The 12,958-nt window shown below is 69.2% G+C and carries 10 protein-coding genes; 6 read left to right on the top strand and 4 right to left on the bottom strand.

What is annotated here, in order from left to right; translation table 11 throughout:
* The first annotated feature begins 22 nt into the window (after window positions 1-22).
* Window positions 23-1,432 carry a family 2B encapsulin nanocompartment shell protein gene (locus CYFUS_RS13210; RefSeq protein WP_095985542.1) on the top strand — a complete coding sequence of 470 codons (1,410 nt, stop codon included), beginning with the start codon at window positions 23-25 and terminating at the stop codon, window positions 1,430-1,432.
* Between the two features lie 67 nt (window positions 1,433-1,499).
* On the opposite strand, the gene CYFUS_RS13205 is transcribed toward CYFUS_RS13210, so the two are convergent.
* Window positions 1,500-2,072: a TetR/AcrR family transcriptional regulator gene (locus tag CYFUS_RS13205; protein ID WP_095985541.1), complete on the bottom strand. Its 573-nt coding sequence runs from the start codon at window positions 2,070-2,072 to the stop codon at window positions 1,500-1,502.
* Between the two features lie 227 nt (window positions 2,073-2,299).
* Between CYFUS_RS13205 and CYFUS_RS13200 the strand changes: the two genes are divergently transcribed.
* The 3 genes from CYFUS_RS13200 to CYFUS_RS13190 all read left to right on the top strand — a co-directional run bounded on the left by CYFUS_RS13200 (window position 2,300) and on the right by CYFUS_RS13190 (window position 6,745).
* Window positions 2,300-3,610 (top strand): glycosyltransferase, encoded by a 1,311-nt coding sequence (locus CYFUS_RS13200; RefSeq protein ID WP_095985540.1) that lies wholly within the window; start codon window positions 2,300-2,302, stop codon window positions 3,608-3,610.
* A gap of 30 nt (window positions 3,611-3,640) precedes the next feature.
* Entirely contained in the window at window positions 3,641-5,374 is a 1,734-nt protein-coding gene (locus CYFUS_RS13195) for an MDR family MFS transporter (RefSeq protein WP_095985539.1), read from the top strand.
* A 69-nt stretch (window positions 5,375-5,443) separates the two neighbouring features.
* The gene (locus tag CYFUS_RS13190; RefSeq protein ID WP_095985538.1) at window positions 5,444-6,745 is read left to right on the top strand and encodes a UDP-glucose dehydrogenase family protein; all 1,302 of its coding nucleotides are present in this window, start codon (window positions 5,444-5,446) and stop codon (window positions 6,743-6,745) included.
* Between the two features lie 12 nt (window positions 6,746-6,757).
* Here the strand turns inward: CYFUS_RS13190 and CYFUS_RS13185 are convergent, their stop codons facing one another.
* Both CYFUS_RS13185 and CYFUS_RS13180 read right to left on the bottom strand, forming a co-directional pair.
* Window positions 6,758-7,774 (bottom strand): hypothetical protein, encoded by a 1,017-nt coding sequence (locus CYFUS_RS13185; protein WP_157758419.1) that lies wholly within the window; start codon window positions 7,772-7,774, stop codon window positions 6,758-6,760.
* Between the two features lie 65 nt (window positions 7,775-7,839).
* A complete protein-coding gene (locus CYFUS_RS13180; RefSeq protein WP_095985536.1) occupies window positions 7,840-8,253 on the bottom strand; it encodes a winged helix-turn-helix transcriptional regulator in 414 nt (137 codons plus the stop codon).
* Window positions 8,254-8,421: 168 nt separating this feature from the next.
* Between CYFUS_RS13180 and CYFUS_RS13175 the strand changes: the two genes are divergently transcribed.
* Window positions 8,422-10,044, top strand: coding sequence for an ABC-F family ATP-binding cassette domain-containing protein (locus CYFUS_RS13175; protein WP_095985535.1), 1,623 nt, complete (start codon window positions 8,422-8,424; stop codon window positions 10,042-10,044).
* Between the two features lie 27 nt (window positions 10,045-10,071).
* Here CYFUS_RS13175 and CYFUS_RS13170 read toward each other — a convergent pair whose 3' ends face one another.
* Window positions 10,072-11,442 carry an FAD-binding oxidoreductase gene (locus CYFUS_RS13170; protein ID WP_095985534.1) on the bottom strand — a complete coding sequence of 457 codons (1,371 nt, stop codon included), beginning with the start codon at window positions 11,440-11,442 and terminating at the stop codon, window positions 10,072-10,074.
* A 44-nt stretch (window positions 11,443-11,486) separates the two neighbouring features.
* On the opposite strand from CYFUS_RS13170, the gene hflX reads away from it, so the two are divergent.
* Window positions 11,487-12,914, top strand: a complete 1,428-nt coding sequence (gene hflX, locus CYFUS_RS13165; protein WP_095985533.1) for a GTPase HflX — start codon at window positions 11,487-11,489, stop codon at window positions 12,912-12,914.
* Window positions 12,915-12,958: the final 44 nt, after the last annotated feature.

Below are 12,958 nucleotides of genomic sequence, written 5' to 3'. Positions count from 1 at the left end.
GACACGATCCAAGAGACACCTCATGGCGAATACGACGAATCCGGTGGGCGGTGGCGACATCGAGCAACATCAGTTGAGTCTGGCGACGGCCGCTGCCCGCCAGTTGGCGACGACGACCAAGACGCCGCCACAGATGGAGGAAATCACACCCCGGTGGCTGCTGAAGATACTGCCCTGGGTCGAGGTGTCCGGCGTGTATCGCGTCAACCGCCGGTTGACCTATACGGCGGAGGACGACCGCATCCAGTTCAGCAACATCGGCGCCCAGGTGCAGATCATTCCCCAGGAGCTGCACAAGCTGCCGCTGCTGCGTGGCTTCGCGGACGTCGACAACCTGGTGGTGGGAACCCTGGCGAACCACTTCGTCCAGAAGGAGTTCAAGGCCGGTGAGCTCATCGTCGAGGCGGGTCAGCCCGCCGAACACGTGGTCCTGCTCGCCCATGGCAAGGCCCACAAGCTGGGCATGGGCAAGTATGGCGATCCGGTCATCCTCGATTCACTGGCCGACGGCGACCACTTCGGGGATCAGGCCGTGGTGGAGTCGAACGACCGGTGGCCCTTCACGGTCAAGGCACTCACCCCCTGCATCGTGATGATGCTGCCGCAGCGGGTGTTCGAGGTGGTGATCACCCAATCCCCCACGCTGAACGCGCATGTCGAGCGCTACAAGGCGCGCTTGAAGAAGCCCCAGGACAAACAGGGGCAGGCCGCCATCGAGCTGTCCGCGGGCCACCACGGCGAGCCGACGCTTCCCCAGACGTTCGTCGACTACGAGCTCAAGCCCCGCGAGTACGAGCTGAGCGTGGCCCAGACCATGCTCCGGGTGCACACCCGCGTGTCGGATCTCTTCAACGATCCGATGAGCCAGGTGGCCGAGCAGCTCCGGTTGACCGTCGAGGCCATCCGCGAGCGGCAGGAATACGAGATGATCAACAACCGGGAGTTCGGGCTGCTGCACAACGCCGATCTCAAGCAGCGCATCAATCCCCGCAGCGGGCCTCCCACTCCGGACGATCTGGATGAGCTGATCAGCCGGCGCAGGAAGTCTCGCTACCTCCTGGCCCACCCGCGCACCATCGCCGCGTTCAGTCAGGAGTGCAATCGCCGCGGCATCTACCCGACATGCGTCGAGGTGCTGGGCAGACCGGTCATCGCCTGGCGCGGCGTTCCCATCCTGCCCAGCGACAAGATTCCCATCACCAAGGAGCGCACCAGCTCCATCATCGTGATGCGCACGGGCGTGGACGATCAGGGCGTCATCGGCCTGCACCGCACCGGCATCCCGGACGAGATCCAGCCCAGCCTCTCGGCCCGGCGCATGGACATCAACGACAAGGCGATTACCTCCTATCTCGTCAGCGCCTACTACTCGGTGGCCCCCCTCGTCCCCGACGCGCTCGGAGTGCTCGAGAACGTCCAGCTCGGGCGCTGACCGCACCCGGCAGCGGACGCGGGAGCCCCCCGCGTCCGCCCCCCCACCCTCGTCCCGGGCGCGTCCCTCATCTCCGCCGATTGGATGCCATGGCACCCAGGAGGAGCAGGTCGACGATCTGGACGAGAAAGCCCTCGTCGACGTCCTGGCGCTCCATGAAGAGCCGATGCTGGACCGCGCCCGCGAGGGTCTTGAAGAGCAACGTATCGTCGAAGCCTGGCGCGAACTCACCCCGTGCCCTCGCGGCCTCGATGACGGGCAGCGGCAAGGCATCCATCGAGTCACGGAGCTGCTGGGCAATGGCCGTGAACTCCGGGTTGCGCTCCTCCGCGATGAGGATGCGCCGGAGCGCCTGCCCTTCCGCTGAACCCATGACCTCGGCCATGTGGCGCCCGGTCTCGAGCACATCTCCCCGCAGCGAGCCCGTGTTCGGCGGGGTGATCCGCTCGGCGGTGACCGACCGGAGCGCCGCCGCCACGAGCTCCTGCTTCGTCGGCCAGCGCCGGTAGATGGTGGTCTTGTTGACCCCGGCCCGCGTGGCCACGTCCTCGATCCGCAGCGCACCGTAGCCCACGGAGGCAAGCTCCTCGAGCGTGGCCTCGAGAATGCCTCGCACCACGGGCTCTCCGCGCACGAGCATTCGCTTCTTGCAAGCTTTTCGTTTTGCTCCCACTTGACCGCTCACTCGGCGACCACTGCACCACACCGCGCTACCTCCGGCAACCCTGGTTTCCAAGAGCTTGGAACATCGCAACTTCGTGTTGCGATGCGTCGGCGGGGAGTCTATATCCATCGCAACTCGAAGTTGCGGTTTATCGCGTGCAACGCGCGATTCCTCCCTTCCCTTGATTCCAAGACGGAACGAGCATGACCTCGACGACTGATGCTTCCCGAAAGCCCGCGACCTTCCTGCTGACGAGCACGACCGCGCCAGGGCACTTCCTGCGTGTCCTCGACCTCGCGCAGCAGCTCACCTCCCGGGGCCACCGGGTGCTGTTCAAGGCGAAGGCCAACATGGCGGCGGAGGTGAAGGCCGCTGGAGCCGAGCACCTGCCCTACGAGCACATGCTCGACATCCAGGACCTCGGGACGCTCTTCCCGCACGCCAGCCTGCCGGCCTGGATGCCGACGATTCCGTTCGGCTTCGCGCACGTCCGCCGCCTCGTCCTGGCGAACAACGTCCAGCTCGCGATGGAGCTCGAGCCCGTGCTGCGGCGGGAGCAGGTGGACTGCGTGGTCTACGACTTCTTCGAGGTGGGCGCGGCCTGGGCCGCGGAGCGCGCCGGCATCCCCTTCGTGAGCGCCGGAAACATGGGCACCACCCTCACCCGGGACGAGCTGCCACTGATGTTCAGCGTGTTGCCGAAGCTGCGGCACGTCAATCGGATCCCCGCGCTGGCGCACGGGTTGCTCGGCCAGTTGTTCTCCCTGCGTGAGCCCCGGGAGAAGCTCGGCCTGCCCCCCTACAAGGGCCGGACGGCGGAGATGATCCAGGGGATGATCTCCCCCCGGCTCCACATCATCATGAGCCACCAGGGCCTGGCCGGTGACATCCCGCTGCGCGACCGTCAGCTCTTCGTCGGGCCGACGACGTTCAACGTGCCCGCCAAGGGCCAGCAGCCGAGGGAGGCGCCGCGCGTGGCGCCCGGCACGGTGGTCATCAGCACGACGACGACCCCCGGGGACAAGGGCCTGTTCCGGCGCGTGCTGGAGGCCGTCGCGCCGATGAACGTCCCCGTGCTCGCCACGTCCGCGGGCGCCCAGGACGTCCCCTCCGGGCTCGGCTCCCACATCCGCATCGAGCGCTACGTCCCCCACGACGACGTGTTCCCCCAGGCCCAGGCGCTCGTCACCCACGGTGGCTGGGGCACGGTGGGGCGCGCCCTGACCTATGGGCTGCCCATGCTGGTCATCCCCCTGTTCGGCGACCAGCCGTTGAACGCGCAACTGGTGGAGCGCGCGGGGCTCGGGCGCTACCTGCCCCTGGACAAGGCGACGCCCGAGACGATCCGCGCCGAGCTGCAGGCGCTCCTGGCGGACGAGGGCATCCGCAACCGCATGCGGAAGATCTCCGCGGACATCAAGCAACTCAAGAGCGAGCAGGTCGCCGCGCAGGCGCTCGAGAAGATCGCCTTCGAGGGGAAGGTGGACACCAAGGTCCGCGCCACCGCGGCCTAGCACTCCCCTCTCCCTGGACACTCACCACCCATGAGCACCCTGATCGCCACTCCCTCCGCGACGATGCCCGGCGAGCGCATCGACTACGCGAGTACGCTCACTCCCCGCACCAAGGCGCTCGTCCTGGCCGGCGTGATGCTGGCCCTGTTCCTGGCCGCGCTCGATCAAACGATCGTCGCCACGGCCCTGCCGCGCATCGTCTCCGAGCTCCAGGGCATGGAGTTCTTCGCGTGGACCTCGACGTCCTACCTGCTCGCCAGCACCACCCTGATACCCATCTACGGCAAGCTCTCGGACAGCCTCGGCCGCAAGACGGTCATCCTCGCGGGCATCGCCATCTTCCTCGTGGGCTCGGTGCTGTGCGGCCTCGCGGGCTCCATGCTCGAGCTGGTGGTGTACCGGGGCATCCAGGGCATGGGAGCGGCGGCCATCACCTCCACCGCCTTCGCCGTGCCGGCGGACCTGTTCGTTCCCTCCGAGCGGGCACGCTACCAGGGCATCTTCGGCACGGTGTTCGCAGTGTCCAGCATCGTCGGCCCGCTGCTCGGGGGCACGCTCACGGACACGGTGGGCTGGCGCTGGGTATTCTTCATCAACCTGCCGCTGGGCGCCATCGCGGTCGCGTTCATCTGGAGCAAGATGCCGCGCCTGCACAGCGGCGTGGCCAGCAAGGTGGACTGGCTCGGGGCCGTGCTGCTCGTCGTCGCGACGGTGCCCTTCCTGCTCACGCTCCGGGGTGATCGGCCGCTCGCGGCGTGGCTGTCGCCCGAGGTGCTCGGGATGCTCGCCGTGTCGCTCGTGGGGCTCGTGCTGTTCATCCTCGTGGAGCGGCGCACCCCGCATGCCATCATCCCGTTCACGCTGTTCCACAATCGCGTCTTCTCGCTGGTGAGCCTGGCGTCGGTGTGCAACGGCGCGGCGTTCTTCTCCGCCCTGCTCTTCCTGTCGGTCCTCGCCGTCAATGGGCTGGGAGCCACGGCGAGGGAAGCGGGCATCGCGATGATCCCGCTCACCGCCGCCGTGGTGCCGACGTCGCTCGTGACGGCGCGCTGGGTGAGCCGCACGGGACGCTACAAGGTGGTCATCGTGAGCGGCTTCGTGCTGATGTGCCTGAGCCTGTTCCTGCTCAGCCGGCTCACGGCGGAGAGCACCCTCTGGGACATCGGCGTGTGCACCTTCATCTTCGGCTGTGGCATGGGCCCCCTGCAGCCGATGCTCACCCTGTCCGTCCAGAACGCCGTGGCCCCCCACCAGGTGGGCACCGCCACGGCGGGGCGGCAGTTCTTCCAGCAGCTCGGGCAGGCCATGGGCAGCGCCGTCTTCGGCCTCATCCTCACCGCCTCGCTGACGCATTCGCTCACGGACTCGCTCCAGCCCGTGCGTGAGCAGGTGCCCGTGGCCATGCGGGGGCGGTTCGACGCCTGGTTCGACGCGGAGCGCATCCGCAAGGGCGGCGGCACGCAGGAGGGCACGAGCCAGGACCCGGCGGGAGGAGGACTCACCTCCGAGGTGAGTGCCCGCTATGACGCCCTCCGGCGCGAGCCCGGCGCCGACGAGCCGGCACTCGCACGGGAGGAAGCGCGGGTGCTCGAGGCCGCCCATGCCGGAGAGCGCGCGGTCCGCGCCTCGTTCGTCCAGGGCGTGACCCACGTCTTCGACTGGTCGCTGCTCGTGGGCCTGTTCGCGCTGCTGCTCGCCGTGTTCACCCGGGAGATTCCCCTGCGCAACACGAACCGTCCCGAGCCTCCGCTCGCGAGCGAGTAGCACCTCTCCGTCTCTTCACCCCACGCGCGGACGGGAAGCCGCCACGCGCTCAGCAGCAAAGGAAGCAACATGAAACTCGCAGTCATTGGAACGGGTTATGTCGGTCTCGTGGCCGGCGTGGGGTTCGCCGACGTCGGCAATGACGTCGCCTGCGTCGACGTGGACGCGTCCAAGATCGCACGCCTCGAGCGCGGCGAGGTTCCCATCTACGAGCCGGGGCTCGACGCCCTCATCACCACCAACGTCAAGGCCGGGCGCCTGACGTTCTCGACGAACATCGCCGCCGCGATCCGCGCCGCCGAGGTCGTCATCATCGCCGTGGGCACGCCGCCCCAGGCGGATGGCTCCGCCAATCTGTCCGCCGTCTTCGCCGTCGCCGAGACGATTGGCCAGAACATGAACGGCTTCAAGGTGGTGGTCACCAAGAGCACCGTACCGGTGGGCACCGCCGATCGCATCGAGCAGATCATCGGCCGCTACACCGACCAGCTCTTCGGCGTCGCGTCCAACCCCGAGTTCCTCAAGGAGGGGGCGGCGATCCACGACTTCATGAAGCCCGACCGCGTGGTGCTCGGCTCCAACAGCGCGCGCGCGCTCGAGGTGCTGCGCGAGCTGTACAACCCGCTCGTGCGCTCGAGCGAGGGCATCCACACGATGGACGCGCGCTCGGCCGAGCTGACCAAGTACGCGGCCAATGCCATGCTCGCCACGCGCATCTCCTTCATGAACGACCTGGCCGTGCTCAGCGAGAAGCTGGGCGCGGACATCGAGCAGGTGCGCAAGGCGGTGGGCGCGGATCCCCGCGTGGGACCCAAGTTCCTGTACCCGGGCGCGGGCTTCGGTGGCTCGTGCTTCCCCAAGGACATCGCGGCGCTGCAACACATCGCCAAGAGCGTGGGGCACGAGCTCGAGGTGGTGCGCGCGGTGGAGTCCGTGAACCACCGGCAGAAGCGGCTGCTGTTCGAGAAGCTCCGCCGGCACCTGGACGGCGCGCTCAAGGGCCGGACGGTGGCGGTGTGGGGGCTCGCCTTCAAGCCCAAGACGGACGACATCCGCGAGTCCCCCGCGCTCGTGCTGATCCACGATCTGCTCGAGGCGGGCGCCCGGGTGCGCGCGCATGATCCGGTGGCCATGGACAACGTGCGCGCGCAGCTCGGCGACCGCATCACGTACTGCCGGGACATGTACGAGGCCGCCGAGGGCGCCGACGCCGCCGTGCTCGTCACCGAGTGGCAGGACTACCGGCAGCCGGACTTCGCTCGCCTCAAGGGCCTCATGCGCGCCCCCGTGCTGCTCGATGGCCGCAACATCTGGGAGCCCCAGGAGCCGCGCTCCTTCGGCTTCTGGTACAGCGCCATCGGGAGGCCGTAGCCGCGGGACACGTCAGTGCAAGGTCTCCAGGACGCGATCCTGCTCCCGTCGGATCTCCTGGACCTTCTCCACCGTCTGCTTCGCTTCGTTGATGAGCTTCGAAGGCGGCGTGAGCTGGGGGGGAAGCCCCGGGAGTTCCTTCGCGAGCTCGGGCGGAAGCGCCTCCTTCGCGGGCTCCTCCTTCGCGGACGGCGGAGGGGCCTGGGGCTTGGAGGCGGGCTGCACGGAGACCTCGCCCCGCACCCTCGCGGCCCGGGAGCGGTAGCGCTCGGGGATGTCGTCCACCGAGTTCACCACCCGCGTCGTCCCCCGCTCATCCGTGTACCGGTACAGGCCCTCCTCGGCCACGAAGGCACGCGCCTCCTCGGCCGGCGGAGGAAACCCGGCGCCGTCGAAGCCCAACTGGAACGTCCGCCCGTCCACGGTCTCGAACTCGATCGCCTTCCCGTCGTCGGTGTACTTCGGAGGTGTTCCCGGCAGGCCCACCGTCCCCTTCACCCAGGCGAGGCCGGAGAACGGCTCACGCCGGACCTCCGGAGCGCGCACGGCGGTCCCCGCCCGGAGGAACTTCAGGCGCAGCCCCTGCTCATAGAGCGTGACCAGCTCCAGCCCCCGCCACTCCTGTCCGACGAGCCCGGGCAGGGAATCGAGCACGAGCAGGCGATGGCCATCCGGGGAGACGAACTTGAGTTGCTCCCGGGTCGCCACGCAGGTGTCCCACTTCCACATCACCTCGGTCCGCGCGAACGGAGTGGAGACCGTCGAGCTGGTCGTGCACCCCTTGCCCCCAAGAGCCCGCGTCTGCCGCACCTCCGCGCGTCCATCCGCGGAAAGGGCGGTCCATGACACCTCGGGCTTTTCCTCCGCCAGGCCGGGAGTGTCCCTCCCCTCCGCCGCGAGTGGGGAAGCGGGAGCCGCCTCCGAGCCCCCATCGAGCGACAGCTCGATCACCTCCGCTGGAGCCACGGGCTCGGAAGAGCGCTGACAACCCACGAAGACCAACACCACCGCCAGACACTTCCCTCGCACGCTGCCCCCTTTGAGCGCTTCGGGCCGGACAAGCAGGGAGCGTACCCGAACACCACCGCGCGGGCTCAACCCCGCTCCGCCAGGGCCGGGGTTTTTCTCAGGGCCGCCCAGTCCCTCAGCGCCCGGAGCGTGGGGAGGAGCGCCTGGCCGAATCCCGTCAGGCTGTATTCCACCTTCGGCGGCACCTGCGGATGAACGGTCCGCACCACGAGCCCATCGCGCTCCAGCTCGCGCAACTGCTGGATGAGCATCTTCTGCGACACGCCGGGGATGCCGCGCTCGAGCTCGGAGAAGCGCAACACCGGCGTGTGGAACAGGTGGAAGAGGATGACGAGCTTCCAGCGCCCTTCCAGCAGCTTCAGGGCCTCCTGCGCCTGGGACAGGGAGCAACCCGGCGAGCCCGGCCCCGTCTCCTCGGCGGCGCTCGGAGGGAGCTTTCTTTTCGGGGAGTACCCCGCCTTCTCGGGTGTTCTGGCCATCGCGCCAGCGTAATCGCTGGCTCCCGTGTGGGGCAATCACGGGCCTGGCGGTAGCGGGCCCCACGGGAAGGGCCAGACCCCCTGATAACCTCTGGACGAAACCCCTCCGGGTCTGGGAGAGGGGCGGGAGCAGATGAGGAGGGCTTCTTCACCCCTCCCCGAGGTCTCATGATTCGTCTCGACAACATCGGCAAGCAGCACGGCCAGCAGATCCTCTTCGTGGAGGCCTCCGCTCAGCTCAACAAGGGCGAGAAGGTGGGCCTGGTGGGCCCCAACGGCGCGGGCAAGTCCACCCTCTTCCGCATGGTCGTCCAGCGCGAGCACCCGGACGAGGGCCAGGTGTCCGTCGACCGCGGCGTCACCATCGGCTACTTCGACCAGGACGTGGGCGAGATGTCCGGCCAGAGCGCGGTGGCCGCGGTGATGGACGGCGCGGGGCCGGTGTCGGAGATCGCCACGGAGCTCAAGGCGCTGGAAGCGGCCATGGCGGACCCCGAGCGCATGGACGAGATGGACAAGCTCGTGGAGCGCTTCGGTGTCGTGCAGGGCCGCTACGAGGAGCTGGGCGGCTACGCGCTGGAGGGCAAGGCGCGGGAGATCCTCGCGGGCCTGGGCTTCAGCGAGGAGATGATGGACGGCGACGTGGGCGCGCTGTCGGGCGGATGGAAGATGCGCGTGGCGCTCGCCCGCATCCTGCTCATGCGTCCGGACGTGATGCTGCTCGACGAGCCGAGCAACCACCTGGACATCGAGTCGCTCATCTGGCTGGAGAGCTTCCTCAAGAACTTCGAGGGCGCCCTGCTGATGACGAGCCACGACCGCGAGTTCATGAACCGCATCGTGACGAAGATCGTCGAGATCGACGGCGGCGAGCTGACCACGTACTCGGGCAACTACGACTTCTACGAGCAGCAGCGCGCGCAGAACGAGAAGCAGCAGCAGGCGCAGTTCGACCGCCAGCAGGCGATGCTCGCCAAGGAGCTGAAGTTCATCGAGCGCTTCAAGGCGCGCGCCTCGCACGCCGCCCAGGTGCAGAGCCGGGTGAAGAAGCTGGAGAAGATCGAGAAGGTGGAGCCGCCCAAGCGCCGCCAGACGCTGCTGTTCGACTTCCAGGCGCCGCCGCGCTCGGGTGACGACGTGGCGAAGCTGGAGCGCGTGGTGAAGGGCTACGGCAAGCGCCGCATCTACAACGGTCTGGACTTCCTGGTGCGCCGCGGCGAGCGCTGGTGCGTCATGGGCGTCAACGGCGCGGGCAAGTCCACCCTGCTCAAGCTCATCGCCGGGGACTCCAAGCCGGACGATGGCGCGGTGACGCTCGGCGGCAGCGTGAAGATGGCCTACTTCGCCCAGCACGCCATGGAGATCCTCAAGCCCGAGCTGACCGTGTTCGACTCGCTGGTGGACAGGTTCCCCCGCGCGTCCCAGGGCTCGCTGCGCGCGCTCGCCGGGTGCTTCGGCTTCTCCGGAGAGGAGATCGAGAAGAAGTGCCGCGTGCTCTCCGGTGGCGAGAAGGCCCGGCTGGTGCTGGCGCAGATGCTCTATGATCCGCCCAACTTCCTGGTGCTGGACGAGCCCACCAACCACCTGGACATGGCCACCAAGCAGATGCTGATCACCGCGCTCTCCAACTACGAGGGCACCATGCTCTTCGTGAGCCACGATCGGCACTTCCTCGGGGCACTGTCCAACCGGGTGCTGGAGCTGACGCCCGAGGGCCCGCACCTGTACGGCGGCGGCTACACCGAGTACGTGGCGCGCACCGGCCACGAAGCCCCGGGCCTGCGCAGCTGAAGTACGCCCCTCTCCCGGCGGCCCTCGTCAGAGGAGCTTGCCGGGGTTGAGGATGCCGAGCGGATCCATCGCGGCCTTGAGCGTGTGATGGAGCCGCGTGGTCTCGTCTCCGAGCTGCCGCGCCAGGAAGGGGCGCTTGAGCAGACCCACCCCGTGCTCGCCGGTGATGGTGCCGCCCAGCTCGAGCACGGCGTGCAGGATGTCGTCGAACGCCGCGTGGGCCCGTGCCACCTCGTCCGCGTCGTTCCGGTCGAAGACGAGCGTGGGGTGCATGTTGCCATCCCCCGCGTGGCCGAACGTGCCGATGAGGACCCGGCGCTCCGCGGCGATGCGCTCGACCACCGCGAGCAACTCCGCCAGACGGGAGACGGGCACGCAGACGTCATCGAGCAGCGTCGTCCCCAGCTTCTCCAGGGCGAGGAAGGCGAAGCGGCGCGCGGCGAGCAGGGACTCGCCCTCGGCCTCGTCGGAGGACTGGATGACGAAGGTGGCGCCGGCGGCCTCGCAGACGGCGGCCATGCGCGCGCACTCCGCCACGCCCTGCTCTCCCCCCGCGTCCGAGCGCGCCAGGAGCAGCGCCGCCGCGTCCACGTCCAACCCCAGCGGCATGTGGGCCTCCACGGCGCGCACGGTGGCGCGGTCCATCAACTCCAGGAGCGAGGGCCGGGTGTCCGCCACGATGTCGATGACGGCCGCGCCCGCCGCGACGAGCGTGGGGAACGAAGCCACCAGGGTCGTGGCCTTGGGAGGACGAGGGCGCAGCCGCAACGTGGCCTCGGTGATGATGCCGAGCGTCCCCTCGGAGCCGACGAACAGGCGGGTGAGATCGTAGCCCGCCACGTTCTTCACCGTGCGGCCCCCGGTGCGCACGACGGAGCCATCCGCGAGCACCACCTCCAGCCCGAGCACGGCGTCTCCCGTCACGCCGTACTTCACGCAGCACAGGCCCCCCGCGTTGGTGGCGAGGTTGCCGCCCAGGGTGGAGAACTCCCAGCTCGCCGGGTCCGGCGCGTACCACAGCCCCACTTCCGCCGCGGCCGCCTTGAGCGCGCCATTGATGACACCGGGCTGGACGACGGCGAACAGGCTCTTGCGGTCCAGCTCCAGGATGCGGTTCATCCGCGTGAGCGAGAGGATGAGGCACCCGTCCACGGCGTTGGCGCCACCCGACAGGCCCGAGCCCGCTCCCCGGGCGACCACCGGAACGCGGTGGGCCGACGCCACCCGGAGCACCGCCTGCACCTCGGCCGTCGACGCGGGGCGGACGAGGGCACGCGCCACGCCCGCGGGGGCCCAATCCGCTTGATCCCTCCGGTGGGCCTCGAGCACGTCGGCATCGGTGATGAGTCCCTCGGGCGGCAGCACGGCCGCGAGCTGCTTCAACCAGTCCACGCTCATGGGCACGACGCTACATCGTCCAAGCTCCGTGGTAGGAGGGAAGCATGTCGCAATCCCCTCCGGAGCGCCCCCTCGCCGTGTTGGTGGGCGTCCAACTCCCCAACGTCTCGGACACCGAACACGCCGCCGACCTCGCCGAGCTCGGACGGCTGGTGCACACCCTCGGGTACGAGGTCGTCGCCACCGTGAGTCAGCGCCGCGACGGCGTCGCCGCGGGAACGGTCCTCGGAACCGGAAAGCTCGAGGAGCTGGCCCGGCTCACCGGAGGCCGAGGCACCGTGCCGTCGGGGGCACGGGCTCGCAAGTCGAAGGCCCGCGAGCGCTGGGAAGCCGAAGCGGAAGAGGCGGCCGAGGCGGCGGCGGAGGCCGCCCCCGTGGCGCCACCGGAAGCCGAGGCCGACGAAACCGATGAAGCCGCCGAGGTCGACGAGGCCGGGGAGGAGCACGCCGGGCCGAGGCCCACCGTGGTGGTGGTCGACCACGAGTTGACGCCCAGTCAGTTGAGCAACCTCGAGCGGGCCACCGGTGCCCAGGTGCTCGACCGCACCGGCGTCATCGTGGACATCTTCCACCGCCACGCGCGCAGCCGGGAGGCGCGGATGCAGGTGGAGATCGCCCGGCTCAACTACCTCGCCCCCCGCATGCGCGAGTCGACGGGAAGCCGCGAGCGCCAGCAAGGCCGGGGCTCGGGTGATTCGGCGATGGAGCTCGATCGCCGCAGGATTCGCGACCGGCTCGCCGAGCTGCGCGCGGGGCTCGCGACCATCCAACAGGACCAGGAGAACCGGCGCTACGCCCGGAGGGACCAGCTCCGGGTGGCCCTGGTGGGCTACACCAACGCGGGCAAGTCCTCGCTCATGCGCGCCCTGACGGGCAGCGAGGTCCTGGTGGCCGACCAGCTCTTCGCCACGCTCGACACCACGGTGCGGGCGCTGAAGCCGGAGACCCGGCCGCGGATCCTCGTCTCGGACACCGTGGGCTTCATCCAGAAGCTGCCGCACGATCTCGTGGCCTCCTTCCGCTCCACGCTCGACGAGGCGCTGGAGGCCTCGCTGCTGCTCTACGTGGTGGATGCCTCCGACCCCACCTGGCCGGCCCAGCTCGAGGTCACCCGCTCCGTGCTCCGCGAGATTGGAGCGCAGAGCGTTCCGAGCCTGCTGTTGTTCAACAAGGCGGACCGGCTCTCCGCCGAGCAGCGCGAGACCCTGCTCCAACAACACCCCGAGGCGCGCGTCCTCTCGGCGCACGCACCCGACGACGTCGCCGCGCTGCGGCAAGGCCTCCTGGAGTTCTTCGAGCGCTCCATGATCGAGGCGGACCTGGTGATTCCCTACGCGCGCCAGGGGCGCATCAGCGAGGTGTACGAGCATGCCCGGGTGCTCTCCGAGTCCTTCGACGAGAACGGCCGGACCCTGAGGATCCGCGCGCTCCCGGCGGCGATCGCCCGGCTCACCCACGCCTTCGGGACGTGAGCCGCGCGGCATTCCGCCTTCGTTGACAGTCCAGGCCGTGGCCC

Source organism: Cystobacter fuscus (assembly GCF_002305875.1).
Taxonomy (GTDB): domain Bacteria; phylum Myxococcota; class Myxococcia; order Myxococcales; family Myxococcaceae; genus Cystobacter; species Cystobacter fuscus_A.
This window is presented reverse-complemented; position numbering and strand designations above follow the sequence as displayed.